This is a genomic window from Vibrio gallicus (genome assembly GCF_024346875.1).
GTDB lineage: Bacteria > Pseudomonadota > Gammaproteobacteria > Enterobacterales > Vibrionaceae > Vibrio > Vibrio gallicus.
This window is the reverse complement of sequence record NZ_AP024871.1, coordinates 501,446-524,285: the sequence shown is the minus strand read 5'-3', so window position 1 is coordinate 524,285 and position 22,840 is coordinate 501,446. Positions and strand designations below refer to the sequence as shown.

At 41.6% G+C, this 22,840-nt stretch carries 22 protein-coding genes; 3 read left to right on the top strand and 19 right to left on the bottom strand.

The window, feature by feature from the left end; translation table 11 throughout:
* Positions 1-12: 12 nt before the first annotated feature.
* From OCU28_RS02490 to OCU28_RS02455, 8 genes are all read right to left on the bottom strand, one after another.
* Positions 13-1,230: an AAA family ATPase gene (locus tag OCU28_RS02490; RefSeq protein WP_261816787.1), complete on the bottom strand. Its 1,218-nt coding sequence runs from the start codon at positions 1,228-1,230 to the stop codon at positions 13-15.
* Between the two features lie 156 nt (positions 1,231-1,386).
* Complete coding sequence (locus tag OCU28_RS02485; RefSeq protein WP_261816786.1) at positions 1,387-1,626, bottom strand: hypothetical protein; 240 nt, start codon at positions 1,624-1,626, stop codon at positions 1,387-1,389.
* Between the two features lie 11 nt (positions 1,627-1,637).
* Positions 1,638-3,107, bottom strand: a complete 1,470-nt coding sequence (locus tag OCU28_RS02480; protein WP_261816785.1) for a type II and III secretion system protein family protein — start codon at positions 3,105-3,107, stop codon at positions 1,638-1,640.
* Positions 3,108-3,114: 7 nt separating this feature from the next.
* A complete protein-coding gene (gene cpaB, locus OCU28_RS02475) occupies positions 3,115-3,846 on the bottom strand; it encodes a Flp pilus assembly protein CpaB (RefSeq protein WP_261816784.1) in 732 nt (243 codons plus the stop codon).
* Positions 3,843-5,186, bottom strand: a complete 1,344-nt coding sequence (locus tag OCU28_RS02470) for a P-loop NTPase family protein (RefSeq protein ID WP_261816783.1) — start codon at positions 5,184-5,186, stop codon at positions 3,843-3,845. The genes cpaB and OCU28_RS02470 overlap by 4 nt, the downstream gene beginning before the upstream one ends.
* Positions 5,187-5,201: 15 nt before the next feature.
* Positions 5,202-5,702 carry a prepilin peptidase gene (locus OCU28_RS02465; protein WP_261816782.1) on the bottom strand — a complete coding sequence of 167 codons (501 nt, stop codon included), beginning with the start codon at positions 5,700-5,702 and terminating at the stop codon, positions 5,202-5,204.
* 232 nt (positions 5,703-5,934) lie between these two features.
* Complete coding sequence (locus OCU28_RS02460; protein WP_261816781.1) at positions 5,935-6,108, bottom strand: Flp family type IVb pilin; 174 nt, start codon at positions 6,106-6,108, stop codon at positions 5,935-5,937.
* 124 nt (positions 6,109-6,232) lie between these two features.
* Complete coding sequence (locus OCU28_RS02455) at positions 6,233-6,415, bottom strand: Flp family type IVb pilin (protein WP_261816780.1); 183 nt, start codon at positions 6,413-6,415, stop codon at positions 6,233-6,235.
* 151 nt (positions 6,416-6,566) lie between these two features.
* On the opposite strand from OCU28_RS02455, the gene OCU28_RS02450 reads away from it, so the two are divergent.
* A complete protein-coding gene (locus OCU28_RS02450; protein WP_261816779.1) occupies positions 6,567-7,256 on the top strand; it encodes a helix-turn-helix transcriptional regulator in 690 nt (229 codons plus the stop codon).
* 77 nt (positions 7,257-7,333) lie between these two features.
* Positions 7,334-9,043: an AMP-binding protein gene (locus OCU28_RS02445; RefSeq protein WP_261816778.1), complete on the top strand. Its 1,710-nt coding sequence runs from the start codon at positions 7,334-7,336 to the stop codon at positions 9,041-9,043.
* Here the strand turns inward: OCU28_RS02445 and OCU28_RS02440 are convergent.
* From OCU28_RS02440 to serB, 4 genes are all read right to left on the bottom strand, one after another.
* Positions 8,992-10,068: an O-antigen ligase family protein gene (locus tag OCU28_RS02440; protein ID WP_261817416.1), complete on the bottom strand. Its 1,077-nt coding sequence runs from the start codon at positions 10,066-10,068 to the stop codon at positions 8,992-8,994. The genes OCU28_RS02445 and OCU28_RS02440 overlap by 52 nt on opposite strands.
* 306 nt (positions 10,069-10,374) lie before the next feature.
* Positions 10,375-12,459 carry an elongation factor G gene (gene fusA / locus OCU28_RS02435; RefSeq protein WP_261816777.1) on the bottom strand — a complete coding sequence of 695 codons (2,085 nt, stop codon included), beginning with the start codon at positions 12,457-12,459 and terminating at the stop codon, positions 10,375-10,377.
* A 155-nt stretch (positions 12,460-12,614) separates the two neighbouring features.
* A complete protein-coding gene (radA, locus tag OCU28_RS02430) occupies positions 12,615-13,994 on the bottom strand; it encodes a DNA repair protein RadA (RefSeq protein WP_261816776.1) in 1,380 nt (459 codons plus the stop codon).
* A 6-nt stretch (positions 13,995-14,000) separates the two neighbouring features.
* Complete coding sequence (serB, locus tag OCU28_RS02425) at positions 14,001-14,897, bottom strand: phosphoserine phosphatase SerB (protein WP_261816775.1); 897 nt, start codon at positions 14,895-14,897, stop codon at positions 14,001-14,003.
* 105 nt (positions 14,898-15,002) lie between these two features.
* Between serB and OCU28_RS02420 the strand changes: the two genes are divergently transcribed.
* Positions 15,003-15,569, top strand: coding sequence for a YtjB family periplasmic protein (locus tag OCU28_RS02420; RefSeq protein ID WP_261816774.1), 567 nt, complete (start codon positions 15,003-15,005; stop codon positions 15,567-15,569).
* 54 nt (positions 15,570-15,623) lie between these two features.
* Here the strand turns inward: OCU28_RS02420 and deoD are convergent, their stop codons facing one another.
* The 7 genes from deoD to OCU28_RS02385 all read right to left on the bottom strand — a co-directional run bounded on the left by deoD (position 15,624) and on the right by OCU28_RS02385 (position 22,653).
* The gene (gene deoD / locus OCU28_RS02415; protein WP_261816773.1) at positions 15,624-16,340 is read right to left on the bottom strand and encodes a purine-nucleoside phosphorylase; all 717 of its coding nucleotides are present in this window, start codon (positions 16,338-16,340) and stop codon (positions 15,624-15,626) included.
* A 29-nt stretch (positions 16,341-16,369) separates the two neighbouring features.
* Entirely contained in the window at positions 16,370-17,590 is a 1,221-nt protein-coding gene (locus OCU28_RS02410) for a phosphopentomutase (RefSeq protein ID WP_261816772.1), read from the bottom strand.
* A 10-nt stretch (positions 17,591-17,600) separates the two neighbouring features.
* Positions 17,601-18,938 (bottom strand): thymidine phosphorylase, encoded by a 1,338-nt coding sequence (gene deoA, locus OCU28_RS02405; RefSeq protein WP_261816771.1) that lies wholly within the window; start codon positions 18,936-18,938, stop codon positions 17,601-17,603.
* 150 nt (positions 18,939-19,088) lie between these two features.
* Complete coding sequence (gene deoC, locus OCU28_RS02400) at positions 19,089-19,862, bottom strand: deoxyribose-phosphate aldolase (RefSeq protein WP_261816770.1); 774 nt, start codon at positions 19,860-19,862, stop codon at positions 19,089-19,091.
* Positions 19,863-20,063: 201 nt separating this feature from the next.
* Complete coding sequence (locus tag OCU28_RS02395) at positions 20,064-20,234, bottom strand: XapX domain-containing protein (RefSeq protein ID WP_261816769.1); 171 nt, start codon at positions 20,232-20,234, stop codon at positions 20,064-20,066.
* A 194-nt stretch (positions 20,235-20,428) separates the two neighbouring features.
* Positions 20,429-21,685: a NupC/NupG family nucleoside CNT transporter gene (locus tag OCU28_RS02390; RefSeq protein ID WP_261816768.1), complete on the bottom strand. Its 1,257-nt coding sequence runs from the start codon at positions 21,683-21,685 to the stop codon at positions 20,429-20,431.
* A 188-nt stretch (positions 21,686-21,873) separates the two neighbouring features.
* Positions 21,874-22,653 carry a TatD family hydrolase gene (locus OCU28_RS02385; RefSeq protein WP_261816767.1) on the bottom strand — a complete coding sequence of 260 codons (780 nt, stop codon included), beginning with the start codon at positions 22,651-22,653 and terminating at the stop codon, positions 21,874-21,876.
* Positions 22,654-22,840 lie beyond the last annotated feature (187 nt).

Below are 22,840 nucleotides of genomic sequence, written 5' to 3'. Positions count from 1 at the left end.
GTTGTTCCTCACTTAACTAAATAGTTTCTTAAGCCAACTGGTTTGAGATTCCGATTGTGGGACAATCGACAGAGCAAGTTGAGTAACTGCATTTGAAATCGGAGTACTCTTTTTATTCATCGCAAATGGTTTACCTAGATTTGAGCTTTCATTGACCGTTTTATAGTCATTGGGTAACACATGCACTCTTACATCCCCTAAAGCCTCTTCAATATCAGTGATTTTTAATTGATGCTTTTTGTCGTAGCGATTTATCACCACTTCTAACTGATTTTTAGGAGTGCCAAATTCAAGCTCTAATACGGATACCATGTCATTAGTATTCTTTAGCGATACGTATCCTTGCTGCGCAATCAAATAATTTTTGGTCGCAAGAGAAATCAAAGATCCATAATTGGCCTCAATTCCTCTAGAGAGATCCGCAACAATATGAGTGTAGTACTGACGTAGCAAAGGGATCACACGATGTAAATCGCGAGCTTTTAACTCATTTTCGATGGGGTGGAGTTGTTGAAAATTCAAAAAATACAAATTACTGGAGTGTTTGGACACCAGAGACTCAAGAGAGACTTCATCTAAACCTGAAGCGCCATCAATGACATCATGCAGTCCGTGTTGAGGTTGAAGATCTAAATAATCTTGGATAGCCCCAAATTGAACATCGAGATCAAGCAGCAGCACCTTGTTCGATTCTATCTTCGCTAACTCAATCGCGACATTCATCGCCACAGTAGATGCGCCACATCCCCCTTTACTGTTAATAAAGGTAAATAATTCAGATAGGTGTCGTGAAGACAGTTTCTCTTGTGAAATGGTTTTAAGAAGATTAGCAAGCCCCTCAAGAGTCGTTGATTCTGAGAGGAAATCCGACGCTCCAATACGCAATGCGGTTTTTAGCTCGATGCTATCGGCTTCATCACCGAACACTATTAATGTGGTATTTCCTGCTTGCAATAGCCCATTATTTTCATAAAGTTCCGAAATATTATGCGCCCAGTCACTAGATGCCTGAACAAATAATAGGTCTGGTGCCGCCGATTGGTTTAGTACACCTTCAGCCAAGCGCTCCAGCTCCATAAAAACTAGAGATACATTGTTACACCCTGCAAATTGCTTGTTTAGGTGAGCCTTAAACGACTCATGACTATAAACAACCCAAATTTGTAATTGGCTCTTTAACACCAATTTAAAGTGGTTATTGTCCGGTGTGATTTTAACTATTTCGCTCATTCCTTGGCCTCGTTAAAATTCAACAGATACCAATTATTTTATCTGTCCTCCGCCAGCTATAGTGGGGTAATGGATATCAGACAAAAAGCCCAAACCGGCTGTAATTCCTTTAAGCACGGTCAAGGCATGAGATGGCAACTAATTTTATTAAAATTGTTAATTACTAAAGCCTGAACCAATTGATATGTTCTTGCTTGCCCCTTTATTATAGCCCTTAATAGAAGCTTGAGCCCTCTCACCACTTCCTTCTGGTAACACTCCTAGGTTTTCCTCGGTAGCATTGGGGTTATAGGTCTGTTCTGCTTTGAGGTAGGCTACGGATTTGCCCAGTTCACTATTGTTAGAGCATCCAACCAAACCAACCATTAAGCACAATGTTATAAATATTTTATCCATGGTGATGTTCCCTATAATGAATGTCCAAACTGGCCTTCAGATCCACCCTGTGATGACGGCACCTTATTGCTTTCGGGTGCTTGTTTTTCACTATTTGGTACAACGAGCTCCGAATCGTAATAGGCAGATTTACCTATCAGATAAAACTCGATATCCGACGGTTCAACAAAACCATCTGTTGGTAATGTGATTTTATTTCTATCAATAGGTTTGGCTAAGCGTGGGGTAACCAAGATAACAAGTTCAGTTTCTCCCGATACGTACTGCTTACTCTTAAACAAGTTACCTAATACTGGGATGTCTCCAACACCAGGCATTTCATTAGCAATATCACGACTGTTTTCATTTAACAGACCCGCAATCCCGATAGTCTGGCCGTCTGCAAGTTCTAGCGTAGAAGAAGCGCTTCGCTTGGTAATAGGGGGAACAATATAGGCGGCATTAGAATCACCCGGGTTATATGACAGAGCACCAGTTGCTGCAACTTCACTCACCTCAACCGCCAGTTGAAGGTTAATTTTTTGATCACTAAGTACAACTGGAACAAAATCTAGCCCAACACCGTATTCCTTATATTCAATGCCTATCCCGTCATCATTTGGTACAGGAATTGGAAACTCACCACCGGCTAAAAATTTTGCTTGAGAACCACTTAATGTGGTCAAGTTTGGTTCAGCTAGAACCTTAGCCACACCATTTTCTTTTGCGATATCCAAGGCAAAAGTAAACAAAGTATTGCTGTCTACCAGCCCCCCAAGTAAGCCAAATTCATTGGCACCAACATTACCAATTATTGGCTGAATAATTCCAGATATCGCATTCTGACCTATACCAGCCCCCGCACTTGTTGCACCCCACGTGAAATCACCACTTTTTTGGAAGAAGTGAAAATTGGAATCAAAGCGACGCACTAAAGAGCGTTGCACTTCGGCTACGGTAACCTCCAGCATGACCTGTTGTGCTCCGCCTATGGTCATTAGGTTGATAACCCCAACATCCGCTTCGCCTGCATCGTCTTCAGTCGCATTTGCAGCTTGCCCCGCAGAATAGGTTTGTGCGACTTTAACAGCAATATTCATATTCTCTTGATTACTGACTAAACCACTCAAAATAAGCTTGTCTTGCGAGCTATGAACCTGTACTTGCTCATTCGGTAAAAACTCATATAGCTTCTGCTTTAGGTTATTTAGATCGTGAGTTACTTCTACGTTTAATGATTCAATTAGTCGACCTTGTGCATCCCAAACCGATAGGTTAGTCGAACCCAATTTTTTACCGATCAGAAACAGCTCATCTGAACGTATCATTACAATATCAAGCACATTGGGATCCCCTAGAGAAACCTTCTTCGCTTTACCTGCTATCTCTACATGGGTTGATTTATGATGTGGTATCGAAATAGTCCTGCCCGACTGCGATGCTGCCAACGAAACAGATACAAAACTTACCATTGTGAATATGAGTACTAAAATCCTTTTCATGTGTACCTCACTCGCTGACTCGAATACTTGAACGGCTGGTGCCTTTAATAATAGTCACACTAGGCGGAGCCACATAACGTCTTTGTGGTTTATCAATAGTTTGCGGATTTCTTAACGCTAATTGAATCGTTCCGCGGCTGTTTTCAGTTAACAGCTTTTCCGCTTCTCTTGGTGTTACTTCTAAGGTTACAGCTCTTACTATAATAGGCTTGTTATCATTAGTTCTTGCGGTTTGGTCTACAGCCAAAACCCGAATATTTTTTAATACCGTTGAGGTGCGATTATTTCTGGTATTTAGGATATCGACCTTATTACCAGGAAGAAGGAAACCCGCCACCCCGATAACATCATTAACTCGTATTGTTAACGCCCTTTTATCTTCAGGAATAAGTACAGCTAGGCTTGCGCCCTCATTCGGGCCACCAAAGTGCGATATATGGATAATTTGACCTGCAAACACTTGGTTTTTGGCAACCATACCCTCAAGTTGGCCATAGTCCTTAACCACCGTAGAGTCTATCCATGCCACTTCAAGTTGCTTCTTAGCTAAATGCTTGGCTTCAATAACAGTCCCTTCAGGAATATCCACTGCCGCAATCACCACCGGATGACGCTCAATAGTTTCAACCTTCACTTGTGGCTGAGTTTGACCCTCCATCCACTGCTTGGCCACCATAACTGCGCCCAATCCAAATACTACCGACAGGACTAATAAAAATATGATCGTTCCTTTGCTCATAATACCGACCCTCCGTGCTCGTCAGCAGTAAAATAAAGATCCCACGCCCTTTGTAATATAGTAGAGTTCACCTGAGGTGCAATCTCTTCAAACTGAATAATATCTTGGCTAATACCTAGAATATCTTTAGGTAAACATGGGAAATATCCTACTTTATGTAAAGAATGTAGGTTTAATAGGGTTTCAAGAGCAGAAGGAAGCAACTCAAGATCCTTATTTTTAGATAGGTCAGACCACAAATTTATATAGTCATTCTCTAATAAAGGTTGGAATTGGATCTTATATCCAAGGCGCCTTAAAAAGGCGGGATCAGCGATAGTCTGAGGATCTAAGTTGGTTGAAAATGCCATAGTCAAAACAAATGGTATGGTAATTTGTTGACCATTAGGCAATGACAGATGATCGTAATTGTACTCCATTGGAACGATCCAGCGGTTCAATAAAGTGGCAACCGGCATAGGTTGACGCCCAAGATCATCAATCACTAAAATACCGTTGTTGGCCATCATTTGTAGTGGTGCTATCCAAATACGGTTGTGTTCGGAATGATTGACCTCGAGCATATCCATAGTCAACTCGCCACCAACTTGGATATCAGGCCTCTTACATAGTACCCAACGCTTGTCGTAGTGACTCTTCAGCGAAATGACATCTCGATTATGTTTGTTGTCAACAGGCTTATGATGCTGCTCTGAGAATACCTTAATAATATTCCCAGCAGCAAATACTGCATAAGGGATATAGACCGAGGTATTGAGTGCATTCAATATTCTAGCCGCCACAAAACTCTTACCGGTACCTGCATGACCATACAAGAGCAGAGCTCTTCCTGAGTTAATTGCAGGACCCAACACTGGTATAAGCCTATTTGCGCCGTACACGTCAGACAGCGCTCGCTCAACATCAGGGCGTCGAATAAGTTGCGCCCTAAGGTCTTGCAGTTCAACCATTTGGTTATATTTTTGCAGCGATACTGGTACAGGGCCGATATAGGCGTCTTTTTTAAATGCTACTTCTGCCTCAGCCAGCCCTTGCTCAGACAGTGCGTATCGGACATGGCTCTTCGCTGATTCAGAAAATAGAGATTGTGCGCTAGGCTGAAACACTTCAACTAGGGCTTTTTTTCTCAATTCAGACAGAACATCCTCAATCAAATGCGTGACAATTCCTAGCATCTGAGCAAGATGTAATATATCTGTTTTGGGGTATGCTGATAGGTGCTTGACGACAAGGTTTTCGACAACGGCAGTTGGAATACCTAAATCATCCATGGAAGAAATAATAGCAGGGGCAGCAACTTGAGGGCTAAGGTGTGAATCAGAGCTCGTTGTATCATTCATAGAGGAAGCACTCCATTATTGTAGGATGCTACTAAACGCAAGACCTAATGTAACGGCAGGAGCAAAAGGCATGACCAGTTTATTGCCATAAATACTGTGTGAAGTATCTAGGTTACTTTTAAGTAGAAGACTCGGATCCATGCAAACTAATAGCGGATTGGTAACACCCAAACGGCTAATATTCATCAGTGCCGTGAATACACCTAATATACCGGCAGCCATTAGAATCCAGAAACTAGCCTCTAGAAGAGATCCCCACCCGACTACGTATCCGATAACCGAGAGCAGTTTTACATCTCCAGGAGACATTATTTTGAGAACGTAAAGCAGCAAAGAGCAAGCTAACATTGCTCCAAATCCAATTATATGTTCAACTAAAAAAATACCATTTGATATTAATAATAATGTATTAATAAACAGGATCATAAGTAATAACTTATTGGGTATTTTATTTTCAGTTATATCTTTAATGGAAACCATTATTAATAGAATCCAAACTAGAATTGAGATTTGCATAGTTGAAAAGGTACATAGTTAGGGTATAACTATGTACTCAATACCTTCTGTGATTGGAACCAATCAGTAGCAACGTGTTAATTTTTTATTTTAAATGAGTAATAATTCCCAGGTGAAATCATGGTCAATTAAGATTTGCAATCTTAATCTTAAATAATTAACTGAGCATCTATTAATAATTATATATTACACGTTTACAGCATTACGACTATAGAACCGAGATTCAATACAGTTAGCCAGAAATGCCTGCAATAATATTCGATAATTTTCCATCTAACTGAGTACCAAGGGTTGTGAATATAGTCGTTATGGCAGCAACTAGAAGTGATGCACCAATAACGTATTCAACAACCGTCAACCCTTCTTCATTATCGAGAAAAGCTTTAATATTTTTAAAATTGTCCATAATATCTCTCCAAAAGTCAGTCCCTTAACTGGACTCACAAATTGTAAGCATCTCACTTAAACAATGTTAGGATTTTGTTGCTAAAATGGAGCATTTCAAGTCAACATAATCCAAATCATAATGATTAGTTGCCTTCTGGTAAGCTTGATACGGTCTGATTGATTTTTCCTGAAAGGGTCACCTCATAACCAGTAAAGAAAACCACCAAAGCCCCTACTAGCAAAGCAGCAGCTACCACGTACTCAACCACGGTTAACCCTTCCTGATCTTGCATGAATTGCTGAAAATAATGCACCTGACGTCTCATTTTTGTTCTCCAACAGAATCTATTCATCGGATAATGTGATCATAGGTCATAGTTTATACAATGAGCTAGTCACTTTATTGCATAATCTTGCCATATTGGACTAAACTGTACTCAGCTCCCAAGGATGAGGAGCAAATCAAGGAAGATGGTTATGGAATCTAAACACTTTTGGATAGGTGGTGATTTCACACGGATAAGTGAACACGCCCCAGCGCAACTCGAGCAACTTTTTTTAAACTTTGGTCGAGACATTTCAGTGCTAACCCGCCCTGACATTAAATGTGCTTATTTTTTACTCGACAAAGATGTCATTGAGTTGTTTAAGCTTGCTCAAAATATTTGCAACAACTTGAATAAGTCATTGATTGTAGTCAGTCTACTACCTAGATATGAAGTTGAACTGCAACCCGCTGTAATTTCTCATTTTCATACCCTCTCAAAGGCTAAAACCTTTGAAGAGCAATTAGAAAGCATCATTCAACAGACTAATAATATTGCCCCTTCAAATAAAGGGAATATCTATACTCGATTAGTAAAGATTGATTCCTACATAGAAGACAATATCACACAAGATATTCGTGAAGAAGACCTTGCTAAACTAGCCAGTTTCTCTACAACTTATTTTTCTAAGTTTTTCAAAAAGCATAAAAAAATCAGCTTTCAACAATATCTCAGTAACAAAAGGGTTGCACTATCAAAGGTACTGCTAGAGCAACACCCTGATGAAAAAGTAGCCTCAATTGCATTTAGAGTAGGATATTCTGATGTCTCTTATTTTAACCGAGTATTCAAAAAACACACCAATTTAACCCCAACACAATATCGACAGCACACAAATTAACTTTCTTTATTAATCCCATATAAATCTCTGCTAAGCTTTTGAATACAAAAACGATAGTGAAAGTGAATGAGGAAGATATGGATTCAAATTTGGGCGTGGCGGAAAATAATGACATTTTTACTAATCCACCTTGTAGCTTACCTCCCCCGAATGAGCTCATCTTAAAATGGGCTCATGAACGACCAAACGAGGTTTACCTTAGACAAATAATTGATAGAGAGTTTGTCGACTACACTTATTCCGATATAGCCGATATGGCATTGAGGTTTGCTAACTCATTACGAAATTTAGGGCTAAAACCAAAAGATAAGGTCGCATTCATATCAAAAAACTGTGTTGAATGGTTTATTACAGACCTAGCATTAATGCTAGGTGACTATATTAGTGTGCCTATATTTCCTACCGCTGGCGCACAAACAATAGAGTATTGCATTACACATAGTGAAAGTAAGGCTCTTATTGCAGGTAAGCTTGATGATTCTACCCCAACCTCTGAGGTGATCTCTCGTAATCCAGACCTGATAACTGTCTCTTTTCCTTATGACTCAGCGCCTATCTGCGCTCATAAATTTGCCCAACTGGTTCACGACGTAGCCCCATTACCAGAGGCGGAGTACGCTCATCACCATGATGATAAGCTGATGTCGATCGTTTACACCTCAGGAACCTCAGGTACGCCCAAAGGCGCGATGCTGACCTATGGCGCATTTTCGTGGTCAGTACAAATGCTGGTTCAACATATTGGCATACAAGCCGGAGATAGAATGTTTTCCTATCTTCCGCTTGCGCACATAACAGAGCGCGTTTATATATTCGGTTCATCCATTGCCGCAGGACTACCGACAGCATTCCCTGAATCTCTAGATACGTTTATCGATGATGTTAAGATGCATCGACCAACCCTATTTATATCAGTCCCTCGACTGTGGACCCTTTTCCAACAAAGAATTCAGGATAAATTACCGCCTAAAAAACTTAATTTATTGCTAAAAATTCCGATCTTGAGCGGCATTATTAAAAAGAAAGTGGCGCAAGGATTAGGGCTAGACCAAGCGAGAGTTTTAGGTTGCGGCTCAGCACCTATAAGCCCTTCTATTCTTGAGTGGTACCACAGTGTTGGATTAAATATTACAGAGGCATGGGGAATGACAGAAACCTATGCTTACGGCACCTTAAACTATCCATTCAATCAGAACAAAATCGGTTCTATTGGACAAACAGGCCCCGGAGTAGAAATAAAAATCGCCGATGACGATGAAATACTATTACGAAGTAAGGGATTATTCTCAGGGTACTATAAAGAAGATAGCTTAACTGGAGAGAGCTTTAACAGTGATGGTTGGTTACATACAGGGGATGCAGGGCTAATTGATGATGAAGGATATATCTATATCCAGGGACGTAAAAAAGATACGTTCAAAACGGCCAAAGGTAAGTTTGTAGCACCAGTTCCTATTGAAAAGTCCTTTATTGAACTAATTAGAGTAGAAATGCTGTGCCTAATTGGACTGGGAATGCCAGGCCCAATAATGCTAGTCGTGCCACATGATTTTCCAAACTTTGATAAGCAGCGCTATGAAAACTCGCTTAAAAAAGTATTGGATAAAATGAATCGCACTTTAGATAACCATGAAAAAATCAAAGGGATTCTAGTTATCAAGGAACCTTGGAGCATAGACAACGATATATTGACCCCTACTTTAAAGATAAAGCGTCATGTGTTAGAGAAAAAATATCACGACATAGGAGATAACTGGCCTGACACGCCTGTCGTTTGGGAATCGTAAGTATTTATATATAAAGCAGTAATGCAGGCTAAAACCTGCATTACTGTTACTGACCAATAAAATGCCCCATCGAGTAATCCTTGTATAACTAACGCACCAAATAACGCCAGATTAAGAACAAGAACCTTAAATCTATTCTCGTTTTTATTACATAGCCTAATTAACGCAGATATAGATAGCTTACAAATTAACAACAAAGCGATAGCAGCACCAAATATTCCAACTTCAACTAGCAGCTGTAATATAAAATTGTGGGGCTGAAAGAAACCAAGACTTCCCATAAAGCGATAAGCATCTGGTCCACTTCCAAGCCATATTGACTCTCTAAATACAGATAAGGCATCAGACCACAACACCAGACGGTTACTAGAGAATTGATTCAACGTCACTGAATCTGCATTCGTAAAGTCACTTAACAACCTATTTAACCCATTCCACTCCAAAACATTTAATGGTAATGAGATAACAATAGTCACCATTGAGATAAAGATAAGATAATAGAGTCTCTTTAGCTTAGAGTATTGTGAGTATTGCAGATATCCAAACATAAATATAATAGAGGCAAACAGAGCTAAGAAACTTCCTCTACCACCTAGCCATAATAACAAACCTAAATTAGATATATAAAGCAAAGAATAAGCCACCCACTTAAACTTATTTTCATTATCAATTAATAGTCTATACGACAAATACACACAAGAGGTACAACAAACAAAGCCAATGATTCTACGGTTAAATACAAATGGAAGTTGACTATTTTCATTATTTATAACTGACGCAATATTAAAGTTATAGTCATAAATATAATAAAAAGCACATACAGATACCGCAATAGATATATAAAAATATATTAATTCAGGACTACCCCACCGTTTAAAATGCTCAATACATGAAATGAAAAATAAAAGATGTATACATAAGAATAGCATTCGCATCGATGAAATATATAAAGAAAGATTATCTAATTCAGGAGCAACCACCATATAGCTAATAATATAGGTAGTAATAAAGCCAATAAATAGCATCACACTAGGGCTAGCGTAATTGAATCTAACCCTAAGCTTAGTTTGCTGCCTAATATAAAGGATATAGACACACTGCACAGCTGCTATCAGCCAAAAAGACCAGTACGCATGGTAATTTAAAAATATTGAAAGAAAAAAAACGCCCGACAAGAGTCTATTAGCCCTACTCTTTGTCAAAAAATCCCTCTCTATTACCATGGTAACTCCCTTACCACTATTGTCGTCACTTTAGAATAGTTCAAAAACAAAAGCCCCGATAGCTTTCGCTATCGGGGCTTTATTAAAGCTTAAAAGATTACCTAAGAATTACTTCTTAGCTTTTTCTTCTTTAACTTTAGCAATTACTTCTTCTGCCACGTTCATTGGGCATGCTGCGTAGTGAGAGAACTCCATAGAGAACTGACCACGACCAGAAGTAATTGTACGTAGGTGACCGATGTAGCCGAACATCTCAGAAAGAGGTACGTCAGCTTTAATACGAACACCAGTAACACCAGCTTGTTGATCTTTGATCATACCACGACGACGGTTAAGGTCACCGATAACGTCACCTACGTGATCGTCTGGAGTGAACACGTCAACGTGCATGATTGGCTCAAGAAGTTGAGCACCAGCTTTAGGCATTGATTGACGGAATGCGCCTTTCGCTGCGATTTCAAATGCGATTGCAGATGAATCCACTGCGTGGAAGCCACCGTCGAATAGTTCAACTTCAACGTCTAGAGTTGGGAAACCAGCAAGAACACCGTTTTCCATCATAGATGCAAAACCTTTCTCAACTGCAGGCCAGAATTCCTTAGGAACGTTACCACCAACAACTGATGATTTGAACGAGAAACCTGAACCAGCTTCGCCTGGCTTGATGCGGTAGTCGATCTTACCGAACTGACCAGAACCACCAGACTGTTTCTTATGCGTGTAGCTATCTTCAATTGGTTGAGTGATAGTTTCACGGTAAGCAACCTGAGGAGCACCAACAGTTAGGTCAACACCGTAAGTACGCTTAAGGATGTCAACTTTGATGTCTAGGTGAAGCTCACCCATACCTTTAAGGATGGTTTCGCCAGTTTCTTCGTCAGTTTCAACTTGGAAAGATGGATCTTCTGCAACCATTTTACCGATAGCGATACCCATTTTTTCAGAACCGCCTTTATCTTTTGGAGATACAGCGATAGAGATTACTGGAGTTGGGAATACCATTGGCTCTAGAGTTACTTGATCTTTTGGATCACATAGAGTGTGACCAGTTTGAACGTTCTTCATACCAACGATCGCAATGATGTCACCAGCTTGTGCGCTAGTTAGTTCGTTACGGTCATCAGCTTGCATCTCAACCATACGGCCAACACGCTCTGTTTTACCAGTGAATGAGTTCAAGATGGTGTCACCTTTGTTCAATTTACCAGAGTAAATACGAACGAAAGTTAGAGCACCGAAGCGGTCATCCATGATTTTGAATGCAAGCGCTTTGAATGTTTCGTCAGCAGACACGATAGCGTGGTTGCCAGTTTCGTTGCCTTCTTCGTCCATAAGAGGTTGAGGATCAACTTCTGTTGGAGAAGGTAGGTAATCAACAACTGCGTCAAGAACGATTTGTACGCCCTTGTTCTTAAATGCAGAACCACAGTATGTTGGGAAGAACGCTAGTTCGTTAGTACCTTTACGGATACAACGCTTAATGTCTTCGATAGAAGGCTCTTCGCCGTCCATGTAAGCCATCATTAGGTCATCGTCTTGCTCAACAGCTGTCTCGATTAGCTCTTCACGGTATTGCTCTACGTCGTCAACCATGTCCGCAGGAACATCTTGGATTTCGTAGTTTTCAGGAAGACCAGTGTCATCCCAAACGTATGCTTTACGAGTTAGAAGGTCTACAACACCAACGAATTCATCTTCGCGGCCGATTGGTAGAACCATAACTAGAGGAGTTGCACCTAGAACGTTTTTAACTTGGTCAACAACGTTGTAGAAATCTGCACCCATACGGTCTAGTTTGTTAACGAAAATCAGACGAGCTACTTCTGATTCGTTAGCGTAACGCCAGTTAGTTTCTGATTGTGGTTCAACACCACCAGAACCACAGAATACGCCAACACCGCCATCAAGTACTTTAAGTGAACGGTAAACTTCAACTGTGAAGTCAACGTGTCCAGGAGTATCGATAACGTTTAGACGGTGATCTTTCCAGAAACAGCTTACGGCTGCTGACTGGATAGTAATACCGCGCTCAGCTTCCTGTTCCATGAAGTCAGTAGTTGATTCACCATCATGAACTTCACCAGTTTTGTGGATCTGGCCGGTAAGCTTTAGGATACGCTCAGTTGTCGTGGTTTTACCCGCATCAACGTGCGCGAAAATACCAATATTTCTGTATTTTGATAAATCAGTCATCGTTTTACTCTATCAATAGGATATAAAATGCGCGCTGAGTATACCATAATCTGTACAGACTGATAGCCTTGCGTGCATGTCGAGGGAAAAAACATTAATTTTTTCCAATTCAAAAAATATAGGTGACTTTTATACATCTGGAAAGCTGGTTTTCATCACATTTCATCAAATGCTTGGATAGCTTCTGATAGGTTTTTTACAGCGTGAATTCTCATACCTGGAATCCCACCCTTTGGCATATTAGAAAACGGCACAATGGCTTGAGTAAAGCCATGTTTGAAGGCTTCATTTAACCGCTCTTGCCCACTAGGGACTGGACGGATCTCCCCTGCTAAGCCTACTTCACCAAAAATAACCGCATCTTTAGGTAGCGATCTATCCCTAAAACTAGATAACAACGCCATGACTAAAGCTAAATCAGCACTGGTTTCTGAAACCTTAACTCCGCCTACTACATTGACAAATACATCCTGGTCAGCCATCTGCATTCCGCCATGCTTATGCAATACAGCAAGTAGCATTGACAAGCGATTCTGTTCTAGGCCAACCGCTATGCGTCGAGGGTTTGCTAGCTGAGAGTAATCCACTAACGCTTGTATCTCAATAAGCAAAGGACGAGTCCCTTCCCAGATAACCATTACCGAGCTACCGCTGGTTTGCTCCTCACCACGAGAAAGAAAAATTGCCGATGGATTAGAAACCTCTTTTAAACCCTCCCCCGTCATGGCGAACACGCCTAACTCATTTACCGCACCAAAACGGTTTTTATGACTGCGTAGGGTTCTAAATCGACTGTCTGTACTGCCATCTAATAACACTGAGCAATCAATAATATGCTCTAGAACTTTTGGTCCCGCTAGAGAGCCATCTTTAGTTACATGCCCCACCAGAAATATGGCCACATTATTTTGCTTAGCATAGCGAGTTAACGCCGTTGCGGATTCGCGCACTTGCGCTACTGTACCTGGAGAAGACTGTACATCCGATACATGCATAACCTGTATCGAATCAATAACCATTACTTTTGGTTGCTCTTTTTCAGCTACCTGACAAATTTTGTCGACATTCGTCTCAGAAAGCATCTTTAGCTTATCTTTGGGTAACCCCAAGCGAGATGCACGCATCGCCACTTGTTGTAACGACTCTTCCCCTGTTACATACAGTGTTGGTAAGTCAGTTGCTAGGCGGCACATAGTCTGCAATAACAAGGTTGATTTACCTGCGCCCGGATTACCACCAATCAAGATCGCAGCACCAGGAACAATGCCGCCACCTAAGACACGGTCAAACTCTCTAAAGGTTGAACTAAACCTTGGAACCTCTTGCAGGTCTATGTCTGCAAGTATCTGAACTTGCGACTGGGTTGCATTTCCAGCATACCCAGTAAGTCGCTCATTTCTCGCCACAGATGGAGAGGCTGCCAGCTTTACTTCAGTGATGGTATTCCACGCGCCACAAGCATTACATTGCCCCTGCCAACGAGGGAAATCTGCACCGCAATCGTTACATACGTAGGCTGTTTTTACTTTTGCCATGATTACTTATTTCTTACATTGTTGAATAACTAGAGAGGCACTTAGAATGCAAAGTACACCGCCCAGTGCTGAATATTTTATGGCAGCTTGCGCTTGTTGCTCAACCTTTGGCTTTGCGTGATACGCAATACCTAAGCCGGACTCGGCCATCATGACTAAATCATTCGCTCCATCACCAACTGCTACGCTATTTGATTTTGGAATATTATACGTCCCCCTAAGCTCTCGTAGTATCTCAGCTTTGGTTTCAGCTGAAACCACATCACCAATAACGCGACCAGTAAGTACACCGTCAATAATCTCGAGTTGGTTTGAACGGGCAAAATCCAGCGCTAAACTCTGTTTTAAGAAATCAGAAAAATAGGTAAAGCCACCCGATGCAACCGCCACCTTCCAACCGAACTGTTGCAACTGTTCGATAAGAAGTTTGGCTTCTGGCATCAAAGGAAGGGATACTCGCACTTGCTCTAAGATTGATTCAGGGGCATCGGCAAGCTTGCCAACTCGTTGGCGCAGGCTCTGTTCAAAATCAAGCTCACCTTGCATGGCACGCTCGGTGACCTCTGATACCTCATCCCCAACTCCGGCAAGCTTGGCAATTTCATCAATACACTCAATCTGAATCAAGGTTGAGTCCATATCAAACAAGGCAATTCCTGGCTCAGAAAGGTTCGGCAGCGCATCGACACAAACTGAATCAATCTGGTAATCAGCAAAGCTAGAACTCAAACCTTTAAGGGTGTCTACATCAATTAATAATACGTTATAACCCGCTATCTGCCATGAGGCATAGATTGAAGTAGACTCAACTAGGGCATGAATTTCTTTTTTTGAGAATACGATTGCTAACGAATGATTCTCGGGAAGTGTAGAATCTGAAAACTTAAGGTGTGAAACGGGCATGGTGCTCTTTCCTTGGAATTGTACGCTATACAGCAACTTACCCTATTGCAATTTATAAGCGCAAGTCCCACTATGAAATTTGTCTCAAGGTAAAGCATTAAATATATGAGTGACTCACTATTTTCTATTAAGGTTTTTATTAAAGCGATTAGTATTGCGCTACTGGCACTGATGTTTGTAACTATTGTACGCAGCAGCTTTTTTATTAGCCAAGGTAATCAACAGATTCAATTTAAACAGTTACAGACGCTGACAAAGCTTCTCATATCTCAAGCCTCTTTATCGGCCAGTGAGCTTATGATTAGAGCGGATCAAGAGAAACTGCGTGAATTGGCAAACCGCTTGGCCAAAGATACTTTAGTAGACGATGTCACCATCTATGACAGCAAAGGTGTAAAGCTTGCCGCAAGTAACAAAGCGACAACCGCACGCGAATCATTAGGGTTAGATACACCACTAGCCTCAGCAGGTATCGGAAAGCAACAGCTAGTTGAACCCATCTACGCTCAAAAAGCTATTATCGGCTATGTACGGGTCACTTTTGAGAAAGGACGGCTTACTGCATTTTCAGATCACCATTATCGTAACAGCGATCGCTCGATGCTGCTTATGATATTGCTAAGCTTTATTTCCGGTGTGCTAATCACCTTATTGTTAAGGCCTCAAAAATAAAAAAAAACGCTTGGCAATATGCCAAGCGTTTTCACAAATAGCTAACTAAATAGGTTATTCATCACCTAATAATACAGATTCAAGAGCGACTTCCATCATCTCATTAAACGTCGTTGCTCGCTCATCTGAGGTCGTTTGCTCACCACGCTTGATATGGTCAGATACAGTACAAATAGCCAAACATTTAGCACCATATTCAGCTGCAAGGCCGTACATACCAGCCGCTTCCATTTCGACCCCTAAGATACCGTATTTGTCTAGAACATCGAACATTTCAGGGTCAGGCGTGTAGAACAACTCAGCTGAAAATAGGTTACCTACTTTAACGTCGATACCTAGTTTCTGAGCCGCAAGCTCTGCGTTTCTAGCCATGCCGTAATCTGCAATCGCTGCAAAGTCATGGTCCTTAAAACGGATACGGTTTACTTTAGAGTCTGTGCATGCACCGATACCAATAACAACATCGCGTAGATTTACATCATCACGCACCGCACCACAACTGCCCACTCGAATTATCTTTTTAACGCCATAGTCTTTAATTAACTCTGTCGCATAAATAGAGCAAGATGGGATACCCATACCATGGCCCATTACTGAGATTCGACGCCCTTTATAGGTACCGGTAAATCCGTACATATTACGCACGTCACATACTTGTACGGTATCATCAAGAAAAGTCTCTGCAATATACTTTGCTCGCAACGGGTCACCCGGCATCAATACAACGTCTGCAAAATCACCCATTTCAGCATTAATATGAGGAGTAGCCATTATTTTATTATCCTTTCGTTATTCGTTGTTTAAAGGAAGTTAGTTCCATAATCCATTTTCGATGTACCAAAGTACTGCGCTAAACTTTGTCCGATATCGGCAAATGTTGAGCGGCGCCCCAGAGAGCCAGCTTTAACCGTCTCACCGTAAACCAATACGGGTATATGTTCACGGGTATGATCTGTTCCCTGCCACGTCGGGTCACAGCCATGATCGGCAGTTAAGATAAGCACATCATTTGGTTGAAGTAGCTCATAGATCTCTGGGAGTCTTTTATCAAAGTACTCTAGAGCCTCCGCGTAACCGGCTACATCTCGACGATGTCCATAAGCTGAATCGAAATCAACAAAGTTGGTAAATACAATCGTATTGTCACCCGCTTGTTTGATTTGTTGTTTGGTTAAATCAAACAAGCCTTCTAGGCCTGTCGCCTTAACCTTTTGGGTAATACCACAATGTGCGTAGATGTCTGCAATCTTACCCACAGAAATGACTTCACCTTGTTTCTCTTCCACTAGTTTTTGCAATACGGTTGGCGCAGGAGGTTCAATAGATAGATCTCTGCGATTACCCGTCCTTTGGAAGGATCCTGCTTTTTCACCAATAAATGGGCGCGCGATAACGCGGCCAATATTGTAGCCTTCAAGTTCCTCACGAACGATATGACACAATTCCATCAGTTTATCTAAGCCATAACTTTGTTCATGGCATGCAATCTGGAATACAGAATCAGCGGAAGTATAGAAAATAGGCTTGCCGGTTTGCATGTGTTCTTCACCTAGGTCGTCTAATACCTGGGTACCGGATGCGTGGCAATTACCAAGAAACCCAGGAATACCTGAACGCTCGACAATTTTATCGAGAAGGGCTTTAGGAAAGCTTTGTTGCTTATCACTAAAGTAACCCCACTCAAATAACACTGGAACACCTGCTATTTCCCAGTGCCCTGATGGGGTATCTTTACCTGAAGAAATTTCAGCGGCATGCCCATATGCTCCAATAATATCGGCCTCTTTATCCAAACCAATAGGAAATATTCCCGTTGACTCTTCGGCCGCGAGACCGAGACCTAATCGAGAAAGGTTGGGAAGGGTTAATGGTCCACTGCGGGTATCACTATTAGCCAGCCCTTTAGCACACTGCTCAGCTATATGCCCTAAGGTATCAGAGCCAACATCACCAAACTTATCCGCATCTTCGCTAGCGCCAATACCAAACGAGTCCAGTACGAGAATTATTGATCTTTTCATATTAGCAATCTCACTCTATATCTTGTGCACGGATTTGGGTGTAAACATTAGGCGTTGCCTTGTATTGACTGGCTTCTCCTACTTCCAAGGCAGCTTTCAGTAACTCAGCGGCTTGCTGCCACTGCTGCTCATTTCGTGCATGAATTACTGCAATAGGAGAATTGTTATCAACCACTTGCCCCAATTGAATGAATTGATCAAAACCTACTGCATAGTCGATTTGATCGCTTGCGACCCTGCGACCACCACCCATAGCAACCACAGCCATACCGATAGCGCGGGTATCCATAGCGATAACGGTTCCCGCTTTATCAGAAAATACCGGCTTAATGACTTCTGCCTGGGGAAGATAGCTTTGATAATTTTCAACAAAGTCACTTGGCCCACCTAGGCCTGCAACCATCTTGTTAAAACATTCAGCCGCCTTACCATTATCCAATACTTGAATCAGTTGTTGTTCGGCATGCTCGGAATCAACAGCTAAGCCACTTAGTACTAACATTTCTTTACAGCAAGCCATCGTAACTTCTAGGAGACGTGGGTTGCGATACTCTCCAGTTAAGAAGCGTACCGCTTCACGAACCTCAACTGCATTGCCCGCAGAAGAAGCTAATACCTGGTTCATATCCGTTAAAATTGCCGTGGTTTTAGTACCAGCACCGTTTGCTACTGCGACAATAGAGCGTGCCAACTCTTCAGATGCGGTATAGGTTGGCATAAAGGCGCCGGACCCGACTTTTACATCCATTACTAGCGAGCCTAAACCCGCCGCTAATTTTTTAGACAAAATAGATGCTGTAATAAGAGAAATATTATCAACAGTGGCAGTGATATCACGAGTGGCGTATACCCGCTTATCAGCAGGAGCTAGATCACCTGTTTGTCCAATAATGGCTACCCCTGCATCTTTAGTTACTAAACCAAAGACATCATTAGTTGGCACAATATTATAGCCAGGAATAGACTCTAACTTATCTAAAGTGCCTCCAGTATGGCCCAATCCGCGTCCAGATATCATTGGCACATACCCACCACATGCTGCAACCATAGGGCCAAGCATCAATGAGGTAACATCGCCAACACCACCAGTAGAATGCTTATCCACCACCGGGCCATCGAATTCCATATGTGTCCAATCAAGTACCATGCCTGAATCTCGCATCGCACAAGTTAATGCTATACGCTCTGGCATAGTCATTTCATTAAAAAATATTGCCATAGCAAAAGCTGCGATCTGACCCTCAGATACGCTTTCTTTTGTTACACCTTGAATAAAGAAGTTGATTTCATCTGCGGTAAGGATTTCACCGTCACGCTTCTTACGAATAATTTCTTGAGGTAAATACATAAAGCCCTACCTTTATACCAATCATAGTAAATAACTGTTCATCCTAGCCGGCTAAAACACTCGATAACCGCGTTAAAATTTTTGATTGTAGGATAAATTATTAAAAACAAAGGCGCGTTACTCTATAAAAGTACGAGCCTTCTCAGACTATTAGTATGCAGCTGGATCTGCTTTCTGGTCTGTTACTTCTAAGGTATTAAGTAGGTTTGTCAGCAAGCTCGAAGCACCAAAGCGGTAATGGCGTCTATCTGCCCAAGAATCACCAAGAATATCATCAGCCATAGCTAAATATTGCGCAGCATCTTCAGCACTGCGCACGCCACCGGCTGGTTTAAAGCCAACGTTTGTCACTCCCATATCACGGATAACTTCTAACATCATGCGAGCATATTCTGGGGTTGCGTTAACTGGTACTTTACCAGTTGAGGTTTTAATGAAATCTGCACCAGCTTTAATACAGATCTCTGAGGCTTGCTTTATCAAGGCTTCTTCTTTTAGCTCACCAGTTTCGATAATCACTTTCAACAGGATATCGCCGCACGCAGCCTTACATTGCTTGACCAACTCAAAGCCAACGTCGGCATTACCCGCCATTAGTGCTCGGTATGGAAATACTACATCAACTTCATCAGCACCGTAGGCAACCGCTGCTTTGGTTTCAGCAACCGCAATATCGATATCGTCATTGCCGTGAGGGAAGTTGGTTACCGTTGCAATGGTTACATTATCAGAACCCTGTTCACGTAATGTTTTCTTGGCAATAGGGATAAAGCGAGGATAGATACAGATTGCCGCAGTACTGCCTACTGGCGTTTTAGCTGCATGACACAAATCAATCACTTTTTGATCAGTATCGTCGTCGTTTAGTGTTGTTAAATCCATTAGTTTAAGTGCACGCAGTGCGGCAACTTTCAAATCGCTCATTTTGTTCTCCGAAGGTTAATAGTTTAGATGCCAATGTCATTATAGGTATGAATAGTGCATCCAAACTCAATGAACGGACTTGGTTCCGTGAAGACTTGGTGAATTGACCAATTGCTATCCTTGTCACCGTGATTAATACAGCCATACCTTGGCTGTAGTTGTACTAATTACTAATCACATTAGTATTTAAATAATATACTGTTATTGCATAAAGCGTTCTACTATCCATTGGTAGCAAACACCACCTAAATAGACTCCAACTATCCCCATGACACCAGATAATACAGGTGGTGCAGGGATCGGTAGCTTTATTGCCGAGAATAGAATCCCAACGATAAAACCCGCAAATACAGCAAGCAAGACTTCATTCATCTTTTATTCCTGACTATCAATTCAAAGTAACAGTATAGTTACTGTATTGGCCTTCGTAATATAGACGATAAAAGCAAACGTTTTGCATCTCAAAAACACCAAGCAAGGTGATTTATCCTTGCAAATAAAAGCGCCCCGATGTCTAACAACGGAGCGCTTTAAGTCTTAAGGTTCTAAGCTTGGCTATTCAGCCCTTAGAAAGATAAGAAGAATCCAGCAATAGTTGCGGCCATAAGGTTAGACAATGTACCTGCAATTACAGCTTTAATACCCATACGAGCAATCTCAGCACGACGCTTAGGTGCAATACCACCTAGACCACCAAGTAGAATTGCGATTGATGATAAGTTAGCAAAGCCACAAAGAGCAAAAGAGATGATTGCTTTTGTTTTCTCACTAAGAACAGCAGGAGCCGCATCACCTAGGTAAGGTGCAAATTGCGCATAAGCAACAAATTCGTTAGCTACGGTTTTAAGACCGATAAACTCACCAGCAACTTTAGCTTCAGACCAAGGAACACCGATAAGGAATGCTAAAGGAGAGAACAACCAACCAAGGATAGATTCTAAGGTTAAGTGCTCAAAACCAAACCAACCGCCGATGCCACCAAGTAAACCGTTTACAAGTGCAATTAGACCGATAAACGCAATCAACATTGCGCCAACGTTTAGAGCAAGTTGCAGACCAGCAGATGCACCGCCAGCAGCCGCATCGATTACGTTAGCTGGTTTATCTTCGCCTTCAACTGAAGTATCAGCCAATTGTTCAATCGGCTCATCTGTTTCTGGCTTCATGATTTTTGCAAACAATAGACCGCCAGGTGCAGCCATAAATGATGCCGCTACTAGGTATTCAATTGGCACACCCATAGATGCGTAACCCGCTAATACACCACCAGCAATAGAAGCAAGACCACCACACATAATGGCAAACAACTCAGATTGAGTCATACGTGGCACAAACGGACGCACTACCAATGGCGCTTCTGTTTGACCAACAAAGATGTTTGCTGCCGCTGACATTGATTCAGCACGAGAAGTACCTAGGGCTTTTTGCAAGCCACCACCAAGAATGCGGATAACCCACTGCATAATACCTAAGTAATAAAGTACAGAAATTAGTGCAGAGAAGAAGATAAGTGTAGGCAATACACGGAATGCGAAAATAAAGCCACCGCCACCGAACACTTCAAACATTTTGTCTGAAACAAGGCCGCCAAATAGGAAAGAAGTCCCGTCAGCACCGTAGTCAATTACACTTGAAACACCATCTGAAACGCTTTTCAGTAAGTCTTTACCCCAAGGTACGTAAAGTACGAATGCACCCAGCGCAAACTGGATAGCAAATGCACCAGCTACAGTGCGAATATTAATAGCTTTGCGGTTGTCTGATAGAAGTACTGCAATCAATATCAGTACGATCATGCCCACTAGGCTCATAAACAGGCTCATGGTTTATGGCTTCCTTATAAAATTGTAAAAAAAAGTTATGTATAAAACGGGCGTGATTATACCCAACCCAAAACGACAAGGTAAAGCATAGATCACGCTTTTATGATGTTTCATACGCAAACGTTTAAATCAAATCCGATCTAAGTCACATTCAAATCAAAATACTGACTAATAAACAACCAATCCAATCATAAGCTTGCAAATAATTGATTACTATTGCGCCAAAGGTGCTTTGCTAGTATAGAAGTGTTTTCACTACGTATCTTTACAAGTTGCAGGAAAATGTGAGGTAAATAATGTGGCGAGTTAGTCCCTCCTTCATAACCATGTAACGGCATGTCAGGTGCATCAGTCTCAAGCACCAATGCATCTAGAGGTAATCGAGCAAGTGCATCCCTTGTGCGGTGCGCACTTGGGCGGGTAATCACACTGCCTACCCCTAGTTTCATTCCGATATCATAGAAGGCTTTGGCTTGCTGATAGTTACCACTAAAACCGTGAATCACACCTTTAACCCCCGTATGCTTGTTGAGTAATGAGAGCACTTGATGATGCTGTTTTACTGAATGAACAACGATAGGTTTATTGTGTAGGCTCGCCAACTGCAACTGAAACTCAAATACCTCTACCTGCTTATCAAGACACTCCTTATATCGCTTATCTAAGCCACACTCTCCAATCGCCGCTATATTAGCGCCATGGCTTTCAATAAACGCAGCCAATAATTGGCACTCGTGATGCAACTCTTCAATCGACTTATAAATAGCCAATACCCGCTGAGGGTGAATCCCAACCCCTGCCAGTATTTTCGGTTGTTGCGCCAATTCTAAAACCTGACCCCAGTTATTACTGCCTATCGAAGGCACTAAAAAACGCGTCACCTGGGCTTGCTCGAACTTTTGCAGATAATTCTGCCAATCATTTTGAAAGCAATCGAAGTCTAAATGGCAATGAGTATCAAACCACACAATACATATCCTTATTACTCAATCTAATACCTGACTAAAGGTTAATTCACACCAATAGCTAATATCAATAAAGAGCATTTCATAACGAAAGTACAGCGCTAAAGACCTTACGGTTAGGTCATTAAATAAAAACACTGCAAATGAATATTGGTTCAGTATAAATTTCATTTATAAGGGAAGCATATCC